This is a genomic window from Nocardia sp. NPDC047038 (genome assembly GCF_040644075.1).
In the GTDB taxonomy this organism is placed as follows: domain Bacteria; phylum Actinomycetota; class Actinomycetes; order Mycobacteriales; family Mycobacteriaceae; genus Nocardia; species Nocardia sichangensis.
The window spans coordinates 1-24217 of record NZ_JBEYVQ010000010.1 but is presented as its reverse complement, the minus strand read 5'-3'; the positions used below and the strand labels follow the sequence as shown (position 1 = coordinate 24217).

The window sequence follows — 24217 nt, the reverse complement described above, 5'->3', positions numbered from 1 at the left end:
GAGCCGAGACCCGATGCCGAACAAACGCTACCTGCGCCGTGCTGTGGCCGCGCTGGCCCTCCTGCTCGCCGCCACTACAGCGGCCGGGCCGGCGCGAGCGCAGTCGCTGCCCACCGTCGTGCTCGTGCACGGTGCCTTCGCCGACACCACCAGCTGGGACGGTGTCGCTGCCGTGCTGCGCGAGCGCGGCTACCGCGTGGTGACGCCGGAGAATCCGCTGCGCGGGCCCGCCTACGACGCGGCCGCCGTGCAGCGCACGCTGGACACGATCAGCGGTCCCGTCGTGCTGGCGGGGCACTCCTACGGCGGCTTCGTGATCAGCAACGTGCACGATCCGAAGGTCGAATCGCTGGTGTACATCGCGGCGTTCGCGCCGGTGGAAGGTGAGGTGGCGCAGGCCGAGCTCGACCCGATCCGCTTCCCGGGCAGCCAGTTGCTGCCGCCCGCGCTGCAGGTGAAGCTCGTCGACGACGTCACGGGTGTCGCCGGGAAGAACCTGGACGCGTATGTCGCACCCGCCAGCTTCCATGACGTCTTCGCCCAGGACGTCGGCCCGGAGACCGCGGCCGACATGATCGTCCATCAGCGCTCCATCGCCGTGAAGGCCAATCTGGAACCGTCCGGGCCGCCCGCGTGGTCCGGCACTCCGAGTTGGTATCTGGTCTCCGCCGACGACCGGGTGATCCCGCCGTCCTCCCAGCGCTTCATGGCCCAGCGCATGGCGGCTCGAACCGGTGAGATCGAGGCCTCGCACGCCTCGCTGGTCTCCCGGCCCGACGCCGTGGCCGCGGTGATCGACGCCGCCGTTCCGCGCTGAGCGTCGCGCCGCTCGTCACGTCCCGTTGCAGGCGAGAGATCCGGTTACCGACAATTAGACTGGATCGACGGACGAACCGTGGTCGGCCCGCGATGTGCGGCGGTCACGGGACGTCGGCGCCGGGTACGGCGTGACGGGAGACGAGAGCGAGGAGGTGCGGCCGATGTCGAGCACCGAGGATCGGCGCTTCGAGGTCTTGCGCGCCATCGTCGCGGACTATGTCGCGACCAAGGAGCCGATCGGGTCGAAGACGCTGGTCGAGCGGCACAACCTGGGTGTTTCCAGCGCGACGGTGCGCAACGACATGGCGGTGCTCGAGGCCGAGGGCTACATCACCCAGCCGCACACGAGTTCCGGCCGCATCCCCACCGACAAGGGCTACCGGCAGTTCGTGGACCGGATCTCCGAGGTGAAGCCGCTGTCCTCGGCGGAGCGCAGGGCGATCCTCGAGTTCCTGGAGTCCGGCGTCGACCTCGACGACGTGCTGCGCCGGGGCGTCCGCTTGCTCGCTCAGCTGACCAGGCAGGTCGCCGTCGTGCAGTACCCGACGGTGTCGGCGTCCACGGTGCGGCACATCGAGGTGGTGGCGCTCAATCCCGCCCGCCTGCTGCTGGTGGTGATCACCGACACCGGCCGGGTCGACCAGCGCCTGGTGGAGCTCGGCGCGCTGATCGACGAGGAGGATCTGGCCGCGCTGCGCGGCATGCTCGGCGGCGCGATGGACGGCAAACGCCTGGCCTCGGCCTCCGCGGCGGTGGCCGAGCTGCCCGAGCACGCTCCGTTGCGGCTGCGCGACGTGCTGGTGCGGGTGTCCACGGTGCTGGTGGAGACCCTGGTGGAGCACCCGGAGGAGCGATTGGTGCTCGGCGGCACCGCCAACCTCACCCGCAACGCCGCCGACTTCGGTTTCCCCGGCTCGCTGCGTTCGGTTTTGGAGGCGCTCGAGGAGCAGGTGATCGTGCTCAAGCTGCTCGCCGCGGCCCAGCAACCGGGGACGGTGACGGTGCGGATCGGAGAAGAGACGCAGGTCGAGCAGATGCGCGGCACGTCGGTGGTGTCGACCGGCTACGGCGCGGCGGGCGCCGTGCTCGGCGGTATGGGGGTGCTCGGGCCCACCCGGATGGACTACCCGGGCACGATCGCATCGGTGGCGGCCGTCGCCCGATACATCGGCGAGGTCCTCGCCGAGCGCTGACGCGACGACACCACTGCTACGCTCGATCTTTCGGCCGGATAAAGTTGAGTGCACAAGACTAATGCTGTTGTCGGCGCGCTTCACAGCGGCGCGGGCACCGGCGGCACTGTCGAGAACGACCAAGGACTAGAGAACTCAAGTGGCACGGGACTACTACGGACTGCTCGGCGTCGCGAAGAACGCGACCGACCAGGAGATCAAGCGGGCATACCGCAAGCTGGCGCGTGAGCTCCACCCCGACGTCAACCCCGACGAGGCGGCGCAGGCCAAGTTCAAGGAAGTGTCGGCCGCCTACGAGGTGCTGTCGGATCCGGAGAAGCGGCGCATCGTCGACATGGGCGGCGACCCGCTGGAATCCGGCGGTGGCGGGGCCGGATTCAACGGCGCTGGCTTCGGCGGGCTCGGCGACGTGTTCGAGGCGTTCTTCGGCGGCATGAGCGGATCGGCCGGTGCGCGCAAGCCGCGCGGTCGCGTCCAGCCCGGCGCCGACTCGCTGATCCGCACCCGGCTCAGCTTGGCCGAGTGCGCGGTCGGCGTGACCAAGCACCTGACCGTGGACACCGCGATCCTGTGCGACATCTGCCAGGGCTCCGGTACCAACGGCAAGTCCAAGCCGGTGCGCTGCGAAACCTGCGGCGGCGCGGGTGAGGTCCAGTCCGTGCAGCGGTCCTTCCTCGGCCAGGTGCTGACCTCGCGCCCGTGCCCCACCTGCCGCGGCGCGGGCGAAACCATCCCGGACCCGTGCCACAAATGCGGTGGTGACGGCCGGGTGCGGGCGCGCCGCGAGATCGCGGCGCCGATCCCCGCGGGCGTCGCGAACGGCATGCGGGTGCGGCTGGCCGCGCAGGGCGAGGTCGGCCCCGGCGGCGGTCACGCGGGTGATCTCTACGTCGAGATCGTGGAGCAGCCGCACGACGTATTCGTCCGGGACGGGGACGATCTGCACTGCACCATCCGGGTGCCGATGGTGGACGCGGCGCTCGGCACCACCGTCGTGATCGACACCATCCTGGACGGCCCGACCGAGTTGAGTATTCCGGCGGGCACCCAGCCCGGCGAGATCTCGGTGCTGCGCGGGCACGGCATGCCGCGGCTGCGCTCGAGCGCGCGCGGCGACCTGCTGGCGCATCTGGACATCGTGATCCCGGCCAAGCTGGACAGCAAGCAGACCGAACTGTTGCGCAAGTACAAGGGACTGCGCGAGCGGGAACGCGCCGAAGTGATGTCGGCGCAATCCGAGCACAACAGCGGCCTGTTCGCGCGACTGCGCGCGTCCTTCAGCGGGCGCTAGGTGGCCGCGACGGTCTTCTACCTCGACGAGGTGCCCGAGCCGGGCGCGGTCGCGGTGCTCGACGGCCCGGAGGGCAGGCACGCCGCCACGGTGCGCCGCATCCGGGTCGGCGAGCCGATCACCCTCTCCGACGGGCGCGGGGTACTGGCCGCATCGGAAGTCGTTGCCGCGCAACGCGACCGGCTCGAGCTCGCGGTGCGCGAGCGGGTGCTCGCGGCACCTCAGACGCCGCCGGTGACCATCGTGCAGGCGCTGCCGAAATCCGATCGCTCGGAACTGGCGGTCGAGCTGATGACGGAGGCGGGCGCGGACGTCGTCGTTCCCTGGCAGGCCGCGCGCTGCGTCGCGAACTGGGAGGGCAAGGCGGCCAAGGGAGTCGAGAAGTGGCGGGCCGCGGCCCGCTCGGCCGCCAGGCAGTCCCGCCGCGCCTACATTCCGCAAGTCGCCGACCTGCACCGCACCCAGGACTTGCTGGATCTGGTCCGCGCGGCGAAGGCCCGCGGTGCGATCGTCGCGGCGCTGCACGAATCCGGCGCCGCCCGTTTCACCGAATTGCCCTTCGCCGAGGCCGCCGAAATCGTCCTCGTCGTGGGTCCGGAAGGCGGGCTGGACGACGCCGAGCTCACGGCGTTGGCCGAAGCGGGCGCGGACATCACCTTGCTCGGCCCGACCGTGCTGCGTACATCCACCGCGGCAGCGGTCGCTCTCGGGGCGCTCGGCGCACTGACGCCGCGTTGGTGAGGTCTCGCGTCGACGCCCGATGCGATACCCACAGCAGCAGTGCCGCGATGACCATCAGCGATCCGATGCCGCAGACCAGCCCGAGCCACCCGGAGCGGGCGTAGGCGATGCCAGCCGTTCCGCCGACGAGCGCGCTGCCGAGGTAGTAGGCGAACAGATACAGCGACGACGCCGCGCCCCGGTTGCCTTCGGCCATCGCCCCCACCCACGCGCTCGCCGCGGTGTGCGCCCCGAAGAAACCCGCGGTGAAGAGCAATACGCCGAGCAAAACGGTGCCGATGTGGTCGGGAATCGTCACCACGAGCCCGATCGCCATGACGGCCAGCGACATCCCGAGCACCCAGGACCGGCCGATCCGATCGGTCAGCAGGCCGGATGCCGCCGAGGCCGCCGTTCCGGCCAGATAGAGCACGAACACCAGCCCCACCAGTGCTTCCGGCAGCCCGAAGGGCGCGCTGGTCAGCCGGTAGCCGAGATAGTTGTACATCGAGACGAACCCGCCCATCAGCACGAACGCCAGTCCGAACAGAGCGAGCAGTCCGCGGTGACGCAAGGGGCTGCCGAGGTCGCCGAGGACCGTCCGGATTCCGGCGGGACGAGGCACGAAGCCGCGCGAGGGCGGTAGCAGGCGGACGAACCACACGGTGCAGGCCGCGGCGGCGATCGAGGCCACCGCCTGCGCCCACCGCCAGGACGCAACGTCCAACGTGAACGCCGGGATCAACCGCCCGGCCAGCCCGCCGATAGTGGTACCCGCGACGTAGATGCCCATCGCGGCGCCCAGCCCGTCCCCGCCGATCTCCTCTGCCAGATAGGCCATCGCCACCGCGGGCACACCGGCCAGCGCGATGCCTTGCAGCGCGCGTCCGGCCAGCAGCAGATCCAGCGAAGGGCTCAGCGGCAGCAGCAGTCCGAGCACCGCCGCCGCGACGGCGGAACCGATCATCACCTCGGTCCGGCCGATCCGCGACGAGAGCGCGCTCACCGGGATGATGGCCAGCGCGAGGAACCCGGTGGTGAGCGACACCGCCAGTGCCGCTCGCGCGGGCGTCGCGCCGAACGCGGCCGAGAGACTCGGCAGCAGTGCCTGGGCGCTGTACATCGAGGCGAATGTCGTCAGACCGGCCGCGAACAGCGCGATGGTGATCCTGCGTTCGTGGGCGACGTCCCTCGCCGCTTCGATCCGTGTCGTGGTCATCGGGTCCTCCTTTCGTCCAGCATCGCCAGGCGGTTTTCCGGAAGGAAATGAATAATGAGAAGTGAGTTCATTCCCTGAGCGCATATAGAGAGGTCGGGCAGTGCTTGGCGAGGATCTGGAGTGGTTCACGACACTCGCCGAACTCGAACGGGTCGGCGCCGCCGCGGAGCGGTTGCACCTGGCGCAGCCGACGTTGTCGCGCATGCTGGCTCGCTTGGAGCGCAGGGTGGGAGTCGAACTGTTCGACCGGCACGGGAAGCGGATCGTCCTGAACGAATACGGTCGCATCTACTACGAGCACGCCCGCCGGGCGCAATCCGAGCTGGACGCGGCGGAACAGGTCCTCGCCGATCGGGCCAACCCGGCCGGGGGCGTCGTGCGGTTGTCGTTCCAGCACTCTTTCGGCGGCTCGCTGGTGCCGCAGCTGATCAGCGGCTTCCGGCGCATCTCCGGCCGGATCACGATCACGCTGTGGCAGGGAGCGGCAGCCGCGGTGACCGAGCGAGTGCTCGCGGGTGAAAGCGATCTGGGCATCGTCTCGCCGCGCCCGGCCGTCGCAGGCGTCGGCTGGCGCGCCGTGCTGCGACAGCCGCTGGTACTCGCGGTGCCGCCGGAACACCGGTTGGCCGGACGGCGGCAGGTCCGCCTCGCGGAGGTGGCCGACGCGGAGTTCGTCACCATGCACCACGGATTCGGGATGCGGCGCATCTTCGACGAACTGTGCGCCGCCGCGGACATCCGGCCGCGGATCGCGTTCGAGTCGAGCGATCTCGTCACGGTGGCCGGGCTGGTCTCGGCGGGGTTGGGGGTGGCGATCCTGCCGCGCGAAGATCCACTGTCCGCGGGCCCGCTGTCCGGCCCGGTGACGGTGCCGCTCGCGGACGCGGGCGCCGCTCGCGCGGTCGGGCTGATCTGGCCCGCCGCTACCACACCACCCGACGCGGTGCGACGCTTTCGTGATTTCGCCGAGGATTGGGCGCGGCGACGTGGGGGAATCCCGTGAGGGGCCGGTTTTGCCCACGGCTTATTCACTGGGCGGTGTCGGTGGGGCGGGTTAAACTTTCTCCATACAGCAGCAGTCGAGACCGGAAAGCAGGCTATAGCCACTTTTGAGAACACAAGGCGAGATCGGCGACCCCACCACCCCAGCGGCAGGCATCGGCGCCGGCGACAACGGTTCGGGTCCCGCAGCGCGCACCGTGCGCTCGAGCATCGAACTCGCTCCTGAATCCGTGTTCCCCTTCCTCGGTTCGGCCGACCAGAATCTTCGCGAACTGGAGACGCTGCTCGACGCGGACATCCACGTCCGCGGGAATTCCGTGACCCTCACCGGCAAGGCGTCCGACGTCGCGCTCGCCGAGCGGGTCATCGAGCAGCTGGTCGCGCTGACCGGGCGCAACCGCGTGGTGACGCCCGAGGCGGTGCGGCACACCGTTTCGATGCTCACCGAGGGCTCCAGCGAGTCCCCCGCGGAGGTGCTCAGCCTGGACATCCTGTCCCGGCGGGGCAAGACCATCCGGCCCAAGACGCTGAACCAGAAGCGCTACGTCGACGCGATCGACGCGAACACCATCGTGTTCGGCATCGGTCCCGCCGGTACCGGCAAGACCTATCTGGCGATGGCCAAGGCGGTCCAGGCGCTGCAGACCAAGCAGGTCAACCGGATCATCCTCACCCGCCCCGCGGTCGAGGCGGGCGAGCGGCTCGGCTTCCTGCCCGGCACGCTGAACGAGAAGATCGACCCGTACCTGCGCCCGCTCTACGACGCACTGCACGACATGATGGACCCGGAGGCCATTCCCAAGCTGATGGCGGCCGGTGTCATCGAGGTCGCGCCGCTGGCCTACATGCGCGGACGCACGCTGAACGACTCCTTCATCATCCTCGACGAGGCGCAGAACACCACCGCCGAGCAGATGAAGATGTTCCTCACCCGCCTCGGGTTCGGCTCGAAGATCGTGGTGACCGGTGACGTGACGCAGGTCGATCTGCCGACCGGCGCCCGGTCCGGTCTGCGCGCCGCCAGCGAGATCCTCACCGAGATCGAGGACATCCACTTCGCGGAGCTGACCAGTAGCGACGTGGTTCGCCACCGGCTGGTCTCGGACATCGTCGACGCCTACGACCGCTTCGAGGCCCAGTCGCGTCCGCAGGTCGCCCCGCATTACGGCGGCAACCGAGCGCAGCGCCGCGCGGCGAGCCGGGCGGACCGGCGGTAACTCGTCTCGCCGGGCGGGGCTCCGCTCCGCCGACACGATCGACGGGATCGTAGGCTGTTCGGGTGAGCATCGAGATCGCCAACGAGTCGGGTATCGACGTGCCCGAAGAAGAGCTGGTCAGCGTCGCGCGGTTCGTGATCGCCCGGATGGACGTGCACCCCGCCGCGGAGCTGTCGATGGTGCTCGTCGATCTCGACACCATGGCCGACCTGCACATGCGCTGGATGGACCTACCCGGCCCGACCGACGTCATGTCCTTTCCCATGGACGAACTCGAGCCGGGCGGGCGGCCCGACAGCCCCGAACCAGGCCCATCCATGCTCGGCGACATCGTGCTTTGCCCGGAGTTCGCCGCCGGTCAGGCGCGTAAGGCGGGGCACTCCCTGGATCACGAACTCGCTCTGCTCACCGTGCACGGCGTGCTGCACCTGCTCGGCTACGACCACGCCGAGCCGGACGAGGAGAAGGAGATGTTCGCGTTGCAGGCCAGGCTGCTCGAGGAGTGGTACGAGAGCCTGCGGGAGGCGCAGCGGCGCGCCGAACTGGCCGAACGCGACGCGCGGTTGCTGGGTAAGGCGGGTTTCACCACACCGGGTGAGTCCCTGGGTCCCGCGTGAATGCCCTGACCCTCGTCCTGCTCGCGGTCCTGCTCATCTCCGTGGGTGGGGTCTTCGCCGGGGTCGATTCCGCCCTGAACACGATCTCGCCCGCCCGCGTCGAGGACTTGGTGCGAGCCGACCGGCCCGGCGCTGTGCGGCTGAGCCGGGTCGTCGACGACCGGGCCCGCTACGTGAATCTCATGGTGCTGCTTCGCATCCTGTGCGAGATCGGCGCGACGGTGCTGCTGGCGGCGGGACTGATGACGGTCTGGGGCAGGAACTGGGCGCTGCTGATCACCGCGCTGGTGATGGTGCTGGTGTCCTACGTGGTGATCGGTGTCGGCCCGCGCACGCTGGGCAGGCAGCACGCGTATTCCATCGCCCTGGCCGCGGCCCTGCCCCTGCAGTTCATCGGCGCGCTGCTCGGCCCGATCAGCAGGCTGCTGATCCTCATCGGTAACGCGATCACCCCCGGTAAGGGTTTTCGCAACGGGCCCTTCGCTTCCGAGATCGAGTTGCGCGAAGTGGTCGAGATGGCCGGTGAGCGCGGAGTGGTGGCCGACGACGAACGGCGGATGATCCAGTCGGTCTTCGAACTCGGCGACACAGCGGCGCGTGCGGTGATGGTGCCGCGCACGGAGATGGTCTGGATCGAAGCGGACAAGACCGCGGCGCAGGCCATGTCGCTGGCGGTGCGTTCCGGGCATTCGCGGATCCCGGTGGTCGGCGAGAACGTCGACGACATTCGCGGCGTGGTGTATCTGAAAGACCTCGTGCCGTTCGCCGAACGCAGCCGCAAGGTACGGGTGCGTGAGGTGATGCGTCCCGCGGTGTTCATGCCCGACTCCAAACCGCTGGACAGCCTGCTCGACGAGATGCAACGCAGGCGCAACCACATGGCGTTGCTGGTGGACGAGTACGGCGGCATCGCGGGTCTGGTGACCATCGAGGACGTGCTGGAGGAGATCGTCGGAGAGATCGCCGACGAGTACGACGTCGACGAGACCCCGCCCGTCGAGGATCTCGGCGACGGGCGCTACCGCGTGTCGGCCCGGCTGCCGGTGGAGGATCTCGGCGAGCTGTTCGGATTGGAGATCGAGGAGGAGGACGTCGACACCGTCGGCGGCCTGCTCGCGCACGAACTGGGCCGGGTGCCGCTGCCCGGTTCGAAGATCGAGGCGCACGGGTTGGTGCTGCGCGGTGAAGGCGGACCGGACGCGCGCGGCCGGATGCGGGTGAACACCGTGGTGGTACGCAAAGCGCGCGAGAAGGTCCCCGCGGGGAAGACCAACGGGGACAATCCCAATGGCAAGCGCAAGGCGAACGGATCGGAGCGGGATATCGCGGCCGATCGCGACGAGGACGGAGACACCGAATGACCGAACTGGACGCCGAGGACAACAAGCTGGTCACGCTGGCCCGTGGTGCGCTCGGCCGCACCGGAGGGGCGAGTGGAGCCGCGATCCGCGATACCGACGGTCGCACCTACGCCGCGGGCGAGGTCACGCTGACCGCGCTGCGGTTGACGGCGCTGCAAGCCGCCGTGGCCGCGGCGTTGTCCAGCGGCGCGGAGGGCTTCGAGGCGGCCGTGGTGGTCGGCGGGCGGTTGTCCGACTTCGGTGTGACGGCGGTGCGGGAGGTTTCTCCGGAGGCGCGGATCATCTTCACCGATCGTGACGGCGCGGTGTTCGAGATCGTCGACGACTCCGCCGACGCGGCCGACGCGGTGAGCGCCGACTCCGGCGAGGTCCGCGGTGGCTGACGCGCGGGAGAAGGGCGAATTCCGTTCCGGGTTCGTCTGTTTCGTCGGTCGGCCGAACACCGGCAAGTCGACCTTGACCAACGCCCTGGTCGGCGCGAAGATCGCGATCACCTCGTCGCGCCCGCAGACCACCAGGCACACGATTCGCGGCATCGTGCACCGCGAGCACGCCCAGCTGATCCTGGTCGACACACCGGGCTTGCACCGCCCGCGCACCTTGCTCGGCCAGCGCCTCAATGACCTTGTGCGCGACACGTATTCGGAAGTCGACGTGATCGCGCTGTGCATCCCGGCCGACGAGAAGATCGGTCCGGGTGACCGCTGGATCGTGCAGCAGATCAAGCAGATGGCGCCGAAGACGACGCTGCTCGGCGTGGTCACCAAGATCGACAAGGTGAGCCGCGAGCAGATCGCCGAGCAATTGCTCGCCGTGGCCCAGTTGCTCGGCCCCGAGGCCGACGTGGTGCCGGTGTCGGCGGTCAAGGGTGAGCAGGTGGAAGTCCTCGTCGACGTCATCGCCTCGAAGATGCCGGAGGGCCCGGCTTTCTACCCCGACGGCGAGCTCACCGACGAGCCCGAGGAAACGTTGATGGCCGAGCTCATTCGCGAGGCCGCGCTCGAGGGTGTGCGCGACGAGTTGCCGCACTCGCTGGCCGTCGTCATCGAGGAGGTCCTGCCCTACGAGGAGCGCGAGGACATGCTCGACGTGCACGCCTTGCTCTACGTCGAGCGGCCCAGCCAGAAGGCCATTGTCATCGGCAAGGGCGGTTCCCGGCTGAAAGAGGTCGGCACCAACGCTCGCAAGCAGATCGAACACATCCTCGGCACCCGGATCTACTTGAATTTGCACGTGAAGGTGGCCAAGGACTGGCAGCGCGACCCGAAACAGCTGGGCAAACTGGGTTTCTGACCGGTTCGGGCGTCGCTGGGGCGTGCGTGGAAGTCTTGGAGGCGTCTTCGTTGGCGTGGGGCGTCCGGTCGGCTGCCGATGATTCCGTGTGATCCACCGATGTGTCGGCTGTACTCGAGGCGAGTGCCGTGTCAGTGGTCGTGTCAGAACGGCGTCAGCTCGGTATCAGCCGGGCTCGCGACAGTAGTCACATGAACAGCACAGCAATCGCGACTTCCACCACCACCCTCTCCGACCAGGACAAGAGCACGCTGCGGACCGCCGCGTACGGCGCGTTGTCGCTGATGGCCGCCACCGGCACGCCGCACGTGGCCGCGACGAACGGCTCCATCGCCCTGACGTCGGCGACCGGCCTGGTCGGGCACGTGCTCGCCGCGAAGTCCAAGGACATCCAGTTGAAGGGCAAGACCGTCGCCGAACTCGCCGACCAGGTACTGCCTGCCCTGACCTCGGCCGTGCACCTGCTCGAGCGGCACGATCCGGCCGAGGCCGACAACTTCCGCGGCACCGTGCGCATCGCCGTCGACGCAGCAGCCCAGCCGCACCACGGCGAGCCCGGCCCGGCCACGGCCGAGATGGCCCGCAAGATCATCGCGGCGCTCGATGCCGCCGGGGTGGCCGGTGCCGACAACGGAACGGTTGCCGCCGGGCCGGATCGCCCGCAACTCCAGAAGGCCCTCGATGAGATCGTCGCTTCTGGTTTCGCCGGAATCACGCTGCGCGTGCACGACGAGCGGGGCGAGTGGGTCGGCAGCGCCGGGGTGAGCAGGCTGGGCGAGACCGCGAAGCCGCCGACCGACGGGCACGTCCGGATCGGCAGCAATACAAAGACTTTCACCGCGACTCTGGTCCTGCAACTGGTGGCCGAGGGCAAGATCGGGTTGGACGACCCGGCGGCCCACTATCTGCCCGAGTTCGAACTCGATTCGCGGATCACGGTGCGGATGCTGTTGCAGCACACCAGCGGGGTGTTCAACTTCACCGGCGAGTACTACGAAGACGGGACCGTCGTGCCGGGAATCCCCGCCACCACCGCGGGCAAAGAGTGGGTGGACAACCGGTTCGAGACCTACCAGCCCGAAGAGCTGGTGCGGCTGGCGCTGTCCAAGCCCGCGCGGTTCGAACCGGGCACGGGCTGGAGTTATTCCAACACCAACTACGTGCTGGCCAGGTTGCTGATCGAGAAGGTCACCGGCCGCCCGGTCGCTCAGGAGATGCAGCGGCTGATCTTCGGGCCGCTCGGGCTGTCGGGCACCGTGGCCCCGACCACCCAGACCGAGCTCCCGGAGCCCCACGCCCACGCCTACTACCGATACGAGGACGCCGGGCAGGAGAAGACGGTCGACGTCACCAGCCACAACCCCTCCTGGATCTCCAGCGGCGGTGACATGATCTCGACCACCCAGGACCTGCGAACTTTCATTTCCGCGCTGATGAGCGGCAAGCTGCTGCCTGCCGAGTTGCTGGCCGAGATGTGCGCACCGCACCCGACAGGCATCCCGAACATGGGCTACGGCCTCGGTGTATTCGTGCAGGACACCGGCCTGGGCGGCACGGTCGTCACCCACAACGGCGGCGCAGCGGGTCACGCGGCGCTGATGTACAGCACACCCGACGGCAAGAAGACCCTGACCGGCACCCTGAACTACGCGGACGACGCCGCCATGTCCCTGGCCGTGCCGTTCCAGCAGGCGACCCAGAGGCTCGTCGACGAGGTGTTCTGCGGCGGCCATCCGGCCCAGCCGACCGACTGAACCCCTGTGACCGAGTGGTGGAATGTTTGTCGGTGTCGGCAGTTAGCCTCCCTCCATGTCATCGAATCCGACTGCTGGTTCTCCGGCACAGCGATTGACCGAGCTGGCTCGCAGCGCGGCGGAGCTGCTCCGAGTGAACGGGTTCGCCTGGGGGCCAGCGGTGGCCACCGGCACTCAACTCACCTTCGGTGGCGCGCTCGCCAGCGCAGCAGAGGTCCCAGGGGATGCGCATATCGTCGAGGAGGTCTTCTCGTGGCGCTCGGGGCGCGGGTCGGTTCTGCCGAACGCGTCCGCCCCTGGCGCCGAGGAGGCTCACGTCGATTTTCTTGCGCGCCTGGAGATCACCGACGCCCACTTACTCGATCAGTTCGGCACCGGCTGGGAACAGGTGCTCGACCTGAACACCGCGATCAACTCGATCCCGTTCGAGACGTGGTTTTCCCGTGCCGCGATGCTCATGCCGGTGGATACCGAGCAACGCAATCGCGCCTGGGCGGCCGTACGCGACCATGCACAGCGGCAGGGGCGGTCTCGGCAATGGCGAGACACCATCGACCTGGCCACCCTCTATTTCCAGGCCTGCCTGGGCTCCCCTGACCACCATCCCGCGGACCTGCACGCATTCGCGGCAGCTCAAATGATCGGTCGAGACGCCATGGCCGTCATCGCCCTCGACGAATCCTCACCCGACGCTGCCCTCATCGCGCACCTGGATCAGCTGATCGCGCCGTGGCGCGCGCTGGCCGGATCGGAGGACGACCGGATCGCCTACGCCGCGGCCGCCCGGCAGTCCGGCGCCATCGCTAGCGATCTACCTGCACCTGACTCCTACGACCCCGAACTCGACGACTACGACCTCGGTTCGGAAGACGCTGTCATCGATGACTGACTACCGCTAGGAGTGACGTCTCGTGGATCGGTGTCGGCTCACCACCAAGGCGTCGGCCGATGGCGCTGCCAGTTCAGTTCGGATTCGAGTTGGGCGGCCAAGGAGATCAGGAGGGGTTCGGAGTTTGCTGTGCCCATCAGTTGGGCGCCTACGGGGAGGCCGGTGTCGGTGAAGCCTGCGGGGACGTTGATGCTGGGCCAGCCGACGACGTTCCATGGCCAGGTGTAGGGGCAGGCCGCGGTGATGAGGTTGTTGGTGGCGTTGACGCCGATGCCGTCGATTTCCTCGGCGCGGGGCGGTGGGGTGGCGGTGGTCGGGGCGAGGACCACGTCGTAGTCGCGGAAGAAGTGGCCGATTCGCTTGTGCAGCAGAGGTTCCAGCTGCCGTGCCGCGTAGAGGGCGGGGCCGTCGAGCGCGCGTCCGATTCGGGCGTTGGCGGTGGTGCGCGGATCGACTTCCAGACCGGGCATGCGGTCGTACACCCGCCGGACCCCGGCGAGCGAACGCGGGAGGAAGGAAGCGCCGATCAGGATGCCGTAGTGCAGGTCCGCCACGGTCACGGTGTGTCCGAGCGCGCGCAGTGTGTCGGCGGTGCGGCGCACCGATCGCTCGACCTCGGGATCCAGCGCGGTCCTGGTCGCGGTGAAGGGGATACGCAGCGACAGGGCGATTCGCAGCTTTCCCGGATCCCGGCCGACGGCGTCCGACGCGGTGATCGGCTCCGGGGTGTGCAGATCTCCCTGGTGCGGACCGGCCGCCGCATCCAGCAGTAGCGCCGCGTCGGCGACGGTACGCGCCAGCGGACCGTTCACGGTGAGCCCGTAGAACGCTTCGGCTTCCGGCCAGGTGGAGATTCGTCCGCGCTGCGGCTTGATGCCGACCAGGTTCGTCCAGGCCGCAGGGATGCGGATCGAGCCCGCGCCGTCGGAACCCAGAGCGGCGGGGACCAATCCGGCGGCGACGGCGGCCGAAGCTCCGCCGGAGGACCCGCCCGGCGTCCTGCCGCGGTCCCACGGATTGCGGGTGTGCCCGAACCACGCGGCACTCGTGAACGGCCACTGTCCGAGTTCACAGGTGTTCGTCTTGCCGACGATCACCGCGCCCGCGGCACGCAGGCGCCGGACCGATTCCGCGTCCTCGGTCTTCGGTGCGAAGTCGCCGCCGCAGCCGAACGCGGTCGGCTCGCCCGCGACATCAGTGTCGTCCTTCACCGCGACGGGCACGCCCAGCAGCGGCAGTCGTTCTCCCGCGGCCAGCCGCCGGTCGGCGTCGGCGGCCTCCGCCAGGGCCCGCTCGCGGCGCACGATCCGGAAGGCATTGAGCGTGCCCTGCGCCGCGTCGATCCGGTCCAGTGCGCCGCCGACCGCCGCGGTCGAGGTGATCGCGCCGCTCGCGATCGCGGCCGCCAGTTCGGCCAGGCCCAGTTCCCGCGTGCCGGATACGTGGGCAGGATCGGACACCGTCATGTGAGCTCCGTCTCGTCGTGATCTACAGACGGTAGCGCCATATTGGTCAATCGTCCAGATTGGCGCAGGGGACGAGCTCGGCGGGCAGCAGTCGCCAGGCGTACCCGGTCGGGAACCGATCGAACAGCTGGCGTATCCAGTCGTGTCGGTTGCCGCCGTCCTTATCGACCCCGCCCGGTTTCGATCGCGCACCGAACGGCGACCTGTGCGATCGAACCTACTCGCTCGGCTGGGTCTTCCAGATGACCCACCACATAGGACGCGGAATCGGTCCGGCGCCTGCGTGCCGCCGCGGAGAAGATCGGCGGCAGCGGGCCTGTGCTCTGGCCGAGAAGGTCCGAGTACTCATGTCACGGAATGTGCTTGCACTCACCGTAGGGCACGCCCTGGGTGAGGTCCGGCCGGCCGAACATCCGGCCGACCAGAGCGTTGAACGCCGCCACCGACAGCCGGTCCATGTCGTTGCAAAGGAAGTCGTTCTTGGTGCCCGAGACATCCTTGGACTTCAGGGATTTCGCCCACTTCTGCGGCGTTCCCCCGCAGCCGACATGCACCTGGTAGTCGCCGCCCTTGTCGAGCTCGAAGGAGTAGTCGACCTTGGAGTGGCCGCCGAGCCGGACCGGAAGCTTGGTCCGCGCCCATCCCGATTTCGATGTCTTGGCCTGAACCCAGACTCCTACCGGCGACGCGCTGTTGATGCAGCCGATCGTGCCGCTCACGGTGGTGGACGCCGATGCGCTCGGCAGTCCGAGGGCGAGGAACGCCGTGGAAGCGGAGACGAGAACGGCTACGCGGAGGGTCTTGCGCATCATTCGAACCTTTCGATAGGGGGAACGGCGGACTCCGATCGGGCGGAGCGCGCCGCGACGACGACTTGTTCCGGCCGCAGCAGGCGTTCACCCATGAGGTATCCGTGCCGGACTACCTGCAGCACCGTGCCCGGCGATCTGCCGGAAGCCTCGGCGACGGCGACGGCTTCGTGAACCTCGGGATCGAAGTCGGCCGTGGCGGGCACGCGCCGGACGCCACGACGTTCGAGCAGTTCGTGCAGTTCGTCGACGATGCTGCCGAGCACGGCGCCGTCGTCGTTCAGTGCCGTCACGCGATCGACGAGTCTGAGCAGCTCGCGAAACAGCGGGGCCAGGAGTTGTTCGGCGAGCCCGCCGCGCGCGAGTGCGAGCTGCTCGTGCAGGTCGTCCAACGCCCGATTCTTCGCCTTGTCCTCCAGCAACCTGCGCTGGAAGAGATCACGCAATTGCGCGATCTCCCCGGCCAGCGCGGTCAGCGGATCACCTGCGTCCGGAGCCGCATTCATATGCCGCGCTTGGCGATGTCGTATCGCTTCGAGTTGTGCTTCCAGACCGGCATCCGGTGGGTCAGCGTGTAGCCGGCGATGACGCCCGCGACGATCAGCAGGCCGATGCCCTTCGCCGGAATCAGCGCCAGGCCGATCACCAGGGCCACCGCCCACGCGCCCGCACCGCTGTGGAACCACTTGGCCACGGCGGCCCGCTCGGCGAGTTCGATGTTCTCCTGCAGCGAGGCGCGCAGCGGCGCGTCGTCGAACCGGAGTTTCAACGCGCGGCCGGACATTTCGTGCGTGACGGCGATCTGGGCTTCGGAGGTGATGCAGTACGCCCCGCTGCGGAGCTCCGACCACATCCCCAGGTTGACCTGCTCCAGCGCGAGCGCGAGGTAGTACTGGAAGATCTGCTCGTTCGGATGGTGCCGGACCACGTCCTCCATCAGTTCCAGCGCCTTGTCGTTCTTGTGCTGCTGGAGGTAGACGTTGGCGATGGCGGTGCGGTACAGCGGCTCGCCGGGCGCGAGACGCAGCGCCGTCTCGTATTCGCCGAGCGCTTCGTTCAGCGCCCCGGTGGCGAGAAACGCTTCGGCGTAGTCGAAGTGGTATTCCGGGCTGTCGGGCTTGAGGCTGATGGCCTCCCGGAATTCGAAGCCGGCGTCCTTGTAGTTGCCCATGACGAACGACGAGTTCGCCCGCACCGCCCACGCTTCGTGGTTCGCGCCGTTGACCGAGATCGCCTCGCGGGCGCAGTAGTACGCGGACGGAGCGTTGCCGCGCTCGAAATACTCGCGTGCGAGGCTCAGCCAGTCCCGGCCGCCCTGCACCACGGGCGCGGGCTGATTACTCGCCGGACGATACTGCCTGGCCTGCTGGTCGAATTGCCGCCGCTGGTTCGGGTCGAGCAGCACGCGCTCGGCCTGACCGAGGTGCCGTACCCGGGCTTCGGCCTGCGCGCGTTTGACGGGATCCGACTGGCCCGCGCGCTTGTTCCACATTCTGCGCTGCTCGCGGATGGCCGTCTTGATGGCATCCGGGTCGGCGGTCTCGGCGAGGCCGAGGATTTCGTAGTAGTTGACGAATTCTTCGGTTGTCGTGGTCATGCTTCAATTCACCTCGAGGTCTTCGTTCTTCGTGCGTGCGACGCGGATTTCGCCCTCGCTGAGGTTGGCGACGTTGTCGACCTCGAACGTGCCGAGCGATTTGTCCGCGGTGAGGTCGGTGATCTCGACCTGAATGGTCTGGTCTATGTCGTAGTGGAATGTGATCTGGACCGGAGCATTCGCCGGATAGGGCGGAATGGCGAAGAGCTGCCCGCCGTCGGGCCACTTTCCTTCGGTGACGAACCGGACGTAGTCGAGATCCTCGTCGTCGCCCTGCGTGACGCAGATCCGCAGTGCGGTCTGGCCGTCGGCGACGGTGCCGAACACTTTGCTCGCCTTGGCTGGGATCTTGGTGTTGCGGGGGATCACGATGTTGTTCTTCGGTTCCCGGTTGTCGTTCAGGGCGACCGTGCCCAGCGCCTGCGAGGTGACGTCGAGGATGACCGGCTTCGGCGCCGTGCTCGAGGACGTCTCCGCTTCGGCGCGGATCGCCGCGCCGAGCGCCACGAGTTCGTCGGGGTTGCCCGCCCGCAACGGCGGCTTGCCGGTCAGTTCCTCCAGCATCGCCGCCACCATGGGCATGCGCGTGGAGCCGCCGACGAGCAAGACGTGATCGAGGTCGGCGAAGCTCAGGCCCAATTCCTCCACGAGGGAATGGGTCAGGTCGCGCGACTGGTTCAGCAGGTCGCTGGTGAGGTCCTCGAACGTTTCCCGCGTGACGGTGAGCGTGTGTGTGACGCCGTTGTGGCTGAGCACGACTCGCGTGGATCCGGCGGAAGTCAGGGTGCGTTTGGCGAGTTCTGCTTTCTCGCGCAGATCGGCTTGGGTCTCGAACGCGTCGTCGAGATCGCCGCCGCCTCGAGCCATGTACTCCTCGTTGAGGTGTCGCATGAGCCGGTTGTCCCATTCGAAGCCGCCCAGTTCGTGCAGCCCATCGGTGCCGAGCACGTCGAACACGCCGTCGCGGATCCGCATCACGGTGACGTCGAACGTGCCGCCGCCCAGGTCGTACACCATGACGGTGCCGCTGCGGCCGAGGTCGAGCCCGAAGGCCAACCCGGCCGCGGTCGGCTCGTTCACCACGCGCAGCACGTTGAGTCCGGCGATCGTTCCCGCGTCCCTGGTCGCCCGGCGGCGCGCGTCGTCGAAGAACGCCGGGACCGTGATCACCGCGTCGGTGACCTGCCCCTGCCCCAGGATCAATTCGGCGTCGTCTTTCAGCCGTTTGAGAATCAGCGCCGAGACTTCCTCGGCCGAATAGGCGCGATCATCGGTGGTGACGAATCGCCAGTCCGGATTGCCCATCTGCCGCTTGACGAACTGCACGACATCCAGCGGCGCGGTCGCCGCGGACCGTTTGGCCATCGAGCCGACGAGCACGCTGTCGGAGTCGAAGAAGACCACCGAAGGCGTGATCCGCTCGCCGTCCCGGTTGACCAGGATCTCCGGTTTCCCGCCCGCGCCGACGACGGCGACCGCTGAATACGTGGTACCGAGATCGATACCGACGGTGTGTGCCACTGATTGCCCTCCCGATGCATCTGGTGACGATGCACGCGAATTGATACTGCGAAAATTCGAGACCGGAACGATTTTCCCTGCGGTCTCATCGGATAAGCCGCACGACGGGCGCCGGACGGTCGGCGAGAACGATCAGGGATTCGGTGCCTTCCATTCGTATTTGCACATCTGGCACTGGTATTTCTGCCACCCCTGACGATCCTTCTCGCCGATATCCATTCCGGTCTTCTTGCTGCACTGTGGACACACTTCGGCCATTGCTGGTCCTTCCGGTAGGGGGAACGGTGCGACAGGCTCGGGTGGCGCACCGGATTGAAAGCATATAAGTCGCCGTGGGTGATTGATCAGCGAACTTCGCGGTGATTTCCGACCCGTATTCCGGCCGGTGGGCCGATTTTTGCCGCTTCCGAGGGGTGTCGCTGGAATATTGCTCGAACACTCGTTTTCCAGCAAGATCTTGCAGTGCCCGAGTCGTCCGCCGACGAATCGAAAAGCGATGAGGTCATCGACACGTCGGCGATCGGTAGTCTTCGAGCGCCGGATCGCCGGTTGCGGCACTCGTCAACCGGCCGGGCGAGCAAGATCTTGCTGTGCGATACGCATTACGAAACCTACTGGTTCGATAGACATTTGGAGTCTTGCCGACGAGTGTCGGCAGCGATGAAGATCGCGCTATGGAACCGAACTTACGAGTGCTTGTCGCCTCGCCGTTGGGCGGAATCATCGCCCCTGTGCTGTCGCAGTACTTTCCGGCGTCGACCGTCGCGGTCGCCTCCGACGTCGACGAGGTGCGCGGTCGAATCGTGGGACGTTTCCGGTTCGATGTGGTCATCTCGGATCTGATCTGGAACAAACCCGAAATGGAGTACCGGTTCGACGGTTTGGATGTTCTGGACTTGCTCCGGGAAACCAAACGGCAGAGCGAGGTCCTGCTCGCGGCTCAAGGGCACAGCATGGAGAGCGATCATCTCGACGAGGCGCGGCTGCGCGCGGACGAGATCGCCGAGTTCTACGACAAGTCCTCCGGCGTGCCCGCGCTGCTGGATGCCATTCAGCGCGCCGCGACCGGCCGCAGCGACCAGGTCGCGCCGCCGCCGCAAGGGCCGCCCGCGTTGTGCGCACTGTTCACCGAACAGCGTGGCGAGACGGCGGGCCGGCTGGCGGGCGCGATCGCGGCCAAGTCGGCGTGGGACTACAACTCTCTCGCCCAGGTCGCTCGTGTCGGTCTCAACACCGCAAACAAGGCGACCAATACTTATATCGGCCCGATCATCCTCGCTCGGAAGGAGTTGCCGGAGGGCACGCCGTTGACCCAGGGCGCGGTTTTTCGCTGGTGCGGTGAGCACGCGCACTACCTCATCAGCTGGTGCCGCCGAAATGGGCACGCCGATGTCCTCGGTCCGCGATTCACCTGACGGCACAGCCCGCTTTCGGCACTCCCGGTCCGGCATCAGCGCCCTGCCCGTTCCGCTCGGTGGCGCGACGGCGGCATCCGCCGCACTGGACGACGTCGACGGCGTCGGCTCGATGACGTCTCCGAGCGGTGCGGCGACGAGAAGTCGCATGAATCGGTTCCCCTCTCATGGTCCCCCGGGTGGAGAGTTCTCTGTCGCGTCGGCGGTGCTGGAACAGGAATCAAGTATGGACCTCGGAGAGACGGTCGCGGGGGGATCATCGATGTAGGATCTGGCACTCCGAAAAGCCCACCGGGTACGTAATAGCTTGGTCGACAGTCGTTTTCACCGATGCTTGCCTCGGTACCGTCCTAGCTCGCAATATCTTGCTCGCAGGATCCGTGCGTATTCAGCGTGAGTGCAGCCTTCTCAGCCAAAATGAACTCGTGGGCCAACTGTCCACGCTCTCCGTCCCGGAAATCGCCACCGAGCGCCTTCTGCTGCGCAACGCACTCCACAGGGACCACGACGGACTGGCCACCGCGGTCACGCTCGCGGGAGCCTCGGCGGGCCTGGCCGGGCGGTTGATCGCCTGCGGCAGCGGGTTGTCGTCGGTCCGGTACCGAGTAGATCTCGCGACGCTGTTGCCGGGTGCCGTCTTGACGCCTCCCATCGGCAAGATCTTGCTGGCACGTATCCATATCGAGCCGAATGGAACCCGGGTGCCGTGACAGCCGGTCAGACCTGGTACGGCACCCGGATTGTGATCGGCTCGGCGGCGGGCGAATGCTTGGCTGGCGAGGTGCGATGCGCCGAGTGCCAGCATTCCAACCGGGACGACTACGCGTTCTGCCGCAGATGTGGCGTGCGTTCACGCCGAAGGTACGACGCGGTGGCAGCGGAGGCGGTGGAGGAATTGCGGTCTTCCCTGAGCGATCTGCTCGACCGGATCAGCCGGTGTGACATCGATCTGGCGGAACGGCAGTTGGTCGAGGAGACGACTCGGCGGGCGGCGGCCGAGGCGGCGAAGGAGCGACCGAATCGGATCGTGCTCACGGGGGTGCTCTACGCGGTCGGGGAGTCGGTGGCGGGCGTCGCCTCTCTGGCGACCGCGGTGACGGCGTCGAAGGACGCGGTCAAGGCGGTGTTCAGCTGATCCGCCGCGCACTGCGGGTCTAGACATACATACGGTATGTATGTAACAGTGGTCGGGAACCGAGACCACTGGGAGGACCCATGGCAACCAGCACAGCACTAGGCCGCACCCACGATGTGGACCTGCCCGGCGGCCGTATCCGCTACCACGAGACGGGTGCGGGCGCCCCTGTCGTCTTCGTGCACGGCTTGCTCGTCAACGCGGACCTCTGGCGCAAGGTGGTGCCCGCTGTCGCGGCGGCCGGGTACCGCTGCCTGACGCCGGACTGGCCGCTCGGCTCGCACGAGATCCCGGTGCCGGACGCGGAACTGACTCCGGCCGGTGTCGCCGATCTCATCGCCGCGTTCCTCGAACGCCTCGACCTCACCGACGTCACCTTGGTCGCCAACGACACCGGCGGAGCGATCACGCAGGTGTTGCTGACCCGCGACCGCTCCCGCGTCGGCCGGGTGGTGCTCGCCTCGGTGGACAGCTACGAGGGCTTCCTGCCGCAGCCGTTCACCACGCTGCCGCTGCTGGCCAGGATTCCCGGCTCGCTGCGCCCGCTGACCGAGTTGCTGCGCATCCGCGCGCTGCACCGGCTGCCGGTGGCCTTCGGCTGGGTCACCAAACGGCCGGTCCCGCCGGAGATCGTCGACTCCTACCTGCTGCCGAGCCGCGACTCCGCCGCGATCCGGAAAGATCTGCGGCGCTTTCTGAAATCGGCGCATCGCCGATACACCCTGGAAGCCGCCCGTCACTTCGCCGAGGTCGACATTCCGGTGCTGCTGGCCTGGGCGCGGGAGGATCGGTTGTTCCCCGTGTCGTTCGCCGAACGCCTGGCTCGCGACCTGCCGGACGCGACGCTGAAGCTCATCGACGACTCCTACACCTTCCTGCCGGAAGATCAGCCCGAGTTGCTCGCCGAATCGATTCTGGAGTTCACTCGGCTGCATGCCACGCCGTAGCCAGGAAGACCGCTCCCGAGCGACCAGAGCCGCGCTCGAACAGGCGGGACGCCGCCTGTTCACCGAGCGCGGCTTCGCGGGCACCTCCGCCGAGGAGTTGGTCACCGAGGCCGGCGTCACCCGGGGCGCGCTGCACCACCACTACGGCGACAAGCGCGGACTGTTCCTCGCGGTGCTGGAGCAGATCGAGGCGGAGATCACCGAGGAGATCGAAAACGCCATCGCCGCAGTGGATTCCGACGATGTGATGGCCGGGATGGCGGCGGGTCTCGCGCTGTTCCTCGAGATCTGCCAGCGCCCGGCGATGCTGCGCATCGCCCTCACCGACGCCCCCGCCGTGCTCGGCTGGCAGGCCTGGCGCGAATTCGAATCCGCCCACGGCCTAGGCCTGATCACCGCGCAACTCGAACGTGCCCGCGCCGCCGGGTTGATCGCCGACGCCCCCGTTCCCGTGTTGGCCCAGCTCGTGGTCAGCGTGGTCAGCGAGGCGTCCCTGATCGTCGCGCACGCCGAAGACCCCGACCTCGCCCGCGCCCAGACCCAGCAATCGGTGCTGCTGCTGATCTCGGGGCTGCTGCGCGCCGACGGGTGAACGCGGCCGACAGCGAGGTACCGCGGGTCCGCGGGGAAGCGATGTCGCCTCGCCGGAAATCCGCGCGCAGGTCGTAACCGCCTGCCCCGTTCTGGGCAACCGGGGTCTTATCCTGCGCATGTGACAGAGCAACCAGCGCGCTCGGCGCATCGGTTTCGACGGCGTGCGACGCCGCTGGCGGTGTGGTTCGTGCTGGCGGCGTGCGGTGCCGCGACCAGGCCGTTCAGCTGGCAGGCAACCGCGATGGTGGCGGTGGCGGCACTCGCGGGGATGGTGCTGGCCTTCCGCGTGCGAATCGAGCGACCCCCGTCCACTGCCCGGCTCAGGCGCGGCACAGCCGTGTGGTCGGCACTGCTGGTCGCGGCGTCGGCATGGGAGGTCTACGCCCTTCTGCGGCAGCCCGCCCTGAACCGGCCGAGCCACGAACACCCGACACTGTCCACGCTGCTGGACCCGGCGCTCGAACAATGGCCGCTGCGATTCGCCGGATGGCTGTTGTGGCTCGCAGCCGGATGGTGGCTGGTCTCCGGATGAGCGATCGAACCACCGTCGTCCTCGGATTCGCCCTGCTCCTGACGGCCGCGCTCGCCGCAGTAGTGATCACGCGCCTGCGCCGGGACCTGATCGCAACGCTGGGAGAGACGATCGCCTACCTGACCGGCACCCGGGCGACCAGAATCGCCGCAGTACTCGTGTGGGCATGGCTCGGCTGGCACTTCCTGGCCCGGTGACGGCCGGTCCATGCGCCGAATCGTTCACGCGTGACCACAGCGGGCCCGGTCGCGATGCCGGGCGAAGTCAGAGCGCCTATTGCGCCGCCGCGACTCGGCGCGCCCAAGAGTGACCGCCTCGAAGCGACGGAGGAGCAAGCGGCCGCCGCACGAGCGATGCAGGCGGCGAACACACCGGGTTGATGCGTTGTCGAACCGACACCGGTGCCCGCTTCTCCCCGCCGCCGTTTCGCGGCCCGGCTCGCGTGTGCGCGGCCGCCGCGTACGCGACGAACGGCCAAGCGGGCGCATTCGGGCCGAGCCGACAGTCAGCCGTTACAACCCGCGTGCACGCGGTAGTGAGCTTCGATACGACGCGTCCAGCGCACCCCGACCACGTCTTTCGAGCGAAGCGAGACCGAGCCTGTCCATTCGCGGCTCGGCTCGCGTTGGCGCGGCCGCCGTGTGGACGACGGAGGAGTAGCCGACATTCGGCCACTACACCCTGCGTGCATCGGGTAGTGAGCTTCGATACGACGCGTCCAGCGCACCCCGACCACGTCTTTCGAGCGAAGCGAGACCGAGCCTGTTCCGTTCGCGGCCCGGCTCGCGTGTGCGCGGCCGCCGCGTACGCGACGAAGGAGCAAGCG

At 68.1% G+C, this 24217-nt stretch carries 25 protein-coding genes; 19 read left to right on the top strand and 6 right to left on the bottom strand.

What is annotated here, in order from left to right; genetic code table 11:
* Positions 1-13: 13 nt before the first annotated feature.
* The 4 genes from ABZ824_RS27580 (at position 14) to ABZ824_RS27565 (ending at position 4044) form a co-directional block, all read left to right on the top strand.
* Positions 14-817: an alpha/beta hydrolase gene (locus ABZ824_RS27580; protein ID WP_356966377.1), complete on the top strand. Its 804-nt coding sequence runs from the start codon at positions 14-16 to the stop codon at positions 815-817.
* 163 nt (positions 818-980) lie between these two features.
* Complete coding sequence (gene hrcA / locus ABZ824_RS27575; RefSeq protein WP_356966375.1) at positions 981-2012, top strand: heat-inducible transcriptional repressor HrcA; 1032 nt, start codon at positions 981-983, stop codon at positions 2010-2012.
* A 139-nt stretch (positions 2013-2151) separates the two neighbouring features.
* A complete protein-coding gene (gene dnaJ / locus ABZ824_RS27570) occupies positions 2152-3303 on the top strand; it encodes a molecular chaperone DnaJ (RefSeq protein ID WP_355072435.1) in 1152 nt (383 codons plus the stop codon).
* Complete coding sequence (locus ABZ824_RS27565; protein ID WP_356966373.1) at positions 3304-4044, top strand: 16S rRNA (uracil(1498)-N(3))-methyltransferase; 741 nt, start codon at positions 3304-3306, stop codon at positions 4042-4044.
* Here ABZ824_RS27565 and ABZ824_RS27560 read toward each other — a convergent pair.
* Positions 3956-5242 (bottom strand): MFS transporter, encoded by a 1287-nt coding sequence (locus ABZ824_RS27560; protein ID WP_356966371.1) that lies wholly within the window; start codon positions 5240-5242, stop codon positions 3956-3958. The genes ABZ824_RS27565 and ABZ824_RS27560 overlap by 89 nt on opposite strands.
* Positions 5243-5342: 100 nt before the next feature.
* Between ABZ824_RS27560 and ABZ824_RS27555 the strand changes: the two genes are divergently transcribed.
* The 8 genes from ABZ824_RS27555 (at position 5343) to ABZ824_RS27520 (ending at position 13375) form a co-directional block, all read left to right on the top strand.
* Entirely contained in the window at positions 5343-6245 is a 903-nt protein-coding gene (locus tag ABZ824_RS27555; protein WP_355072441.1) for a LysR family transcriptional regulator, read from the top strand.
* A gap of 154 nt (positions 6246-6399) precedes the next feature.
* On the top strand, positions 6400-7461 hold the full coding sequence (locus ABZ824_RS27550; RefSeq protein WP_356966594.1) for a PhoH family protein: 1062 nt from the start codon (positions 6400-6402) through the stop codon (positions 7459-7461).
* Between the two features lie 62 nt (positions 7462-7523).
* On the top strand, positions 7524-8078 hold the full coding sequence (gene ybeY / locus ABZ824_RS27545) for an rRNA maturation RNase YbeY (RefSeq protein WP_195077616.1): 555 nt from the start codon (positions 7524-7526) through the stop codon (positions 8076-8078).
* Positions 8075-9439 (top strand): hemolysin family protein, encoded by a 1365-nt coding sequence (locus ABZ824_RS27540; protein ID WP_355072443.1) that lies wholly within the window; start codon positions 8075-8077, stop codon positions 9437-9439. Before ybeY ends, ABZ824_RS27540 begins: the two co-directional genes overlap by 4 nt.
* Positions 9436-9822, top strand: a complete 387-nt coding sequence (locus tag ABZ824_RS27535; protein WP_356966368.1) for a cytidine deaminase — start codon at positions 9436-9438, stop codon at positions 9820-9822. Before ABZ824_RS27540 ends, ABZ824_RS27535 begins: the two co-directional genes overlap by 4 nt.
* Positions 9815-10732, top strand: coding sequence for a GTPase Era (gene era / locus ABZ824_RS27530; protein ID WP_355072447.1), 918 nt, complete (start codon positions 9815-9817; stop codon positions 10730-10732). Before ABZ824_RS27535 ends, era begins: the two co-directional genes overlap by 8 nt.
* 191 nt (positions 10733-10923) lie before the next feature.
* Complete coding sequence (locus tag ABZ824_RS27525; RefSeq protein WP_356966366.1) at positions 10924-12486, top strand: serine hydrolase domain-containing protein; 1563 nt, start codon at positions 10924-10926, stop codon at positions 12484-12486.
* A 55-nt stretch (positions 12487-12541) separates the two neighbouring features.
* On the top strand, positions 12542-13375 hold the full coding sequence (locus tag ABZ824_RS27520) for a hypothetical protein (protein ID WP_356966364.1): 834 nt from the start codon (positions 12542-12544) through the stop codon (positions 13373-13375).
* A gap of 38 nt (positions 13376-13413) precedes the next feature.
* Here ABZ824_RS27520 and ABZ824_RS27515 read toward each other — a convergent pair whose 3' ends face one another.
* The 5 genes from ABZ824_RS27515 to ABZ824_RS27495 all read right to left on the bottom strand — a co-directional run bounded on the left by ABZ824_RS27515 (position 13414) and on the right by ABZ824_RS27495 (position 18768).
* Positions 13414-14841 carry an amidase gene (locus ABZ824_RS27515; protein WP_356966362.1) on the bottom strand — a complete coding sequence of 476 codons (1428 nt, stop codon included), beginning with the start codon at positions 14839-14841 and terminating at the stop codon, positions 13414-13416.
* A 350-nt stretch (positions 14842-15191) separates the two neighbouring features.
* On the bottom strand, positions 15192-15650 hold the full coding sequence (locus ABZ824_RS27510) for a hypothetical protein (RefSeq protein WP_356966361.1): 459 nt from the start codon (positions 15648-15650) through the stop codon (positions 15192-15194).
* On the bottom strand, positions 15650-16156 hold the full coding sequence (gene grpE / locus ABZ824_RS27505) for a nucleotide exchange factor GrpE (RefSeq protein WP_356966359.1): 507 nt from the start codon (positions 16154-16156) through the stop codon (positions 15650-15652). Before grpE ends, ABZ824_RS27510 begins: the two co-directional genes overlap by 1 nt.
* Positions 16153-17247 (bottom strand): tetratricopeptide repeat protein, encoded by a 1095-nt coding sequence (locus ABZ824_RS27500; protein ID WP_356966357.1) that lies wholly within the window; start codon positions 17245-17247, stop codon positions 16153-16155. Before ABZ824_RS27500 ends, grpE begins: the two co-directional genes overlap by 4 nt.
* Positions 17248-17250: 3 nt before the next feature.
* Positions 17251-18768, bottom strand: coding sequence for an Hsp70 family protein (locus tag ABZ824_RS27495; RefSeq protein WP_356966355.1), 1518 nt, complete (start codon positions 18766-18768; stop codon positions 17251-17253).
* 674 nt (positions 18769-19442) lie between these two features.
* Between ABZ824_RS27495 and ABZ824_RS27490 the strand changes: the two genes are divergently transcribed.
* The 7 genes from ABZ824_RS27490 to ABZ824_RS27460 all read left to right on the top strand — a co-directional run bounded on the left by ABZ824_RS27490 (position 19443) and on the right by ABZ824_RS27460 (position 23588).
* Positions 19443-20183, top strand: a complete 741-nt coding sequence (locus ABZ824_RS27490; protein ID WP_356966353.1) for a response regulator — start codon at positions 19443-19445, stop codon at positions 20181-20183.
* A gap of 425 nt (positions 20184-20608) precedes the next feature.
* Complete coding sequence (locus tag ABZ824_RS27485; protein ID WP_356966351.1) at positions 20609-20893, top strand: hypothetical protein; 285 nt, start codon at positions 20609-20611, stop codon at positions 20891-20893.
* A 161-nt stretch (positions 20894-21054) separates the two neighbouring features.
* Positions 21055-21318 carry a hypothetical protein gene (locus ABZ824_RS27480; protein WP_356966349.1) on the top strand — a complete coding sequence of 88 codons (264 nt, stop codon included), beginning with the start codon at positions 21055-21057 and terminating at the stop codon, positions 21316-21318.
* 80 nt (positions 21319-21398) lie between these two features.
* Positions 21399-22265 carry an alpha/beta hydrolase gene (locus ABZ824_RS27475; protein WP_355072466.1) on the top strand — a complete coding sequence of 289 codons (867 nt, stop codon included), beginning with the start codon at positions 21399-21401 and terminating at the stop codon, positions 22263-22265.
* Positions 22252-22857, top strand: a complete 606-nt coding sequence (locus ABZ824_RS27470; RefSeq protein WP_356966346.1) for a TetR/AcrR family transcriptional regulator — start codon at positions 22252-22254, stop codon at positions 22855-22857. Before ABZ824_RS27475 ends, ABZ824_RS27470 begins: the two co-directional genes overlap by 14 nt.
* A gap of 120 nt (positions 22858-22977) precedes the next feature.
* A complete protein-coding gene (locus ABZ824_RS27465) occupies positions 22978-23391 on the top strand; it encodes a hypothetical protein (protein ID WP_356966344.1) in 414 nt (137 codons plus the stop codon).
* The gene (locus ABZ824_RS27460; protein WP_356966342.1) at positions 23388-23588 is read left to right on the top strand and encodes a DUF6186 family protein; all 201 of its coding nucleotides are present in this window, start codon (positions 23388-23390) and stop codon (positions 23586-23588) included. Before ABZ824_RS27465 ends, ABZ824_RS27460 begins: the two co-directional genes overlap by 4 nt.
* Positions 23589-24217 lie beyond the last annotated feature (629 nt).

What these genes read in the sequence shown, in the direction of transcription:
- ABZ824_RS27580 (WP_356966377.1), top strand. Translation starts at nt 14, where the DNA reads ATGCCGAACAAACGCTACCTGCGCCGTGCTGTGGCCGCGCTGGCCCTC.
- hrcA (WP_356966375.1), top strand. Translation starts at nt 981, where the DNA reads ATGTCGAGCACCGAGGATCGGCGCTTCGAGGTCTTGCGCGCCATCGTC.
- ABZ824_RS27560 (WP_356966371.1), bottom strand. Translation starts at nt 5,242, where the DNA reads ATGACCACGACACGGATCGAAGCGGCGAGGGACGTCGCCCACGAACGC.
- ABZ824_RS27535 (WP_356966368.1), top strand. Translation starts at nt 9,436, where the DNA reads ATGACCGAACTGGACGCCGAGGACAACAAGCTGGTCACGCTGGCCCGT.
- ABZ824_RS27525 (WP_356966366.1), top strand. Translation starts at nt 10,924, where the DNA reads ATGAACAGCACAGCAATCGCGACTTCCACCACCACCCTCTCCGACCAG.
- ABZ824_RS27520 (WP_356966364.1), top strand. Translation starts at nt 12,542, where the DNA reads ATGTCATCGAATCCGACTGCTGGTTCTCCGGCACAGCGATTGACCGAG.
- ABZ824_RS27515 (WP_356966362.1), bottom strand. Translation starts at nt 14,841, where the DNA reads ATGACGGTGTCCGATCCTGCCCACGTATCCGGCACGCGGGAACTGGGC.
- ABZ824_RS27510 (WP_356966361.1), bottom strand. Translation starts at nt 15,650, where the DNA reads ATGCGCAAGACCCTCCGCGTAGCCGTTCTCGTCTCCGCTTCCACGGCG.
- grpE (WP_356966359.1), bottom strand. Translation starts at nt 16,156, where the DNA reads ATGAATGCGGCTCCGGACGCAGGTGATCCGCTGACCGCGCTGGCCGGG.
- ABZ824_RS27500 (WP_356966357.1), bottom strand. Translation starts at nt 17,247, where the DNA reads ATGACCACGACAACCGAAGAATTCGTCAACTACTACGAAATCCTCGGC.
- ABZ824_RS27490 (WP_356966353.1), top strand. Translation starts at nt 19,443, where the DNA reads ATGGAACCGAACTTACGAGTGCTTGTCGCCTCGCCGTTGGGCGGAATC.
- ABZ824_RS27475 (WP_355072466.1), top strand. Translation starts at nt 21,399, where the DNA reads ATGGCAACCAGCACAGCACTAGGCCGCACCCACGATGTGGACCTGCCC.
- ABZ824_RS27470 (WP_356966346.1), top strand. Translation starts at nt 22,252, where the DNA reads ATGCCACGCCGTAGCCAGGAAGACCGCTCCCGAGCGACCAGAGCCGCG.
- ABZ824_RS27460 (WP_356966342.1), top strand. Translation starts at nt 23,388, where the DNA reads ATGAGCGATCGAACCACCGTCGTCCTCGGATTCGCCCTGCTCCTGACG.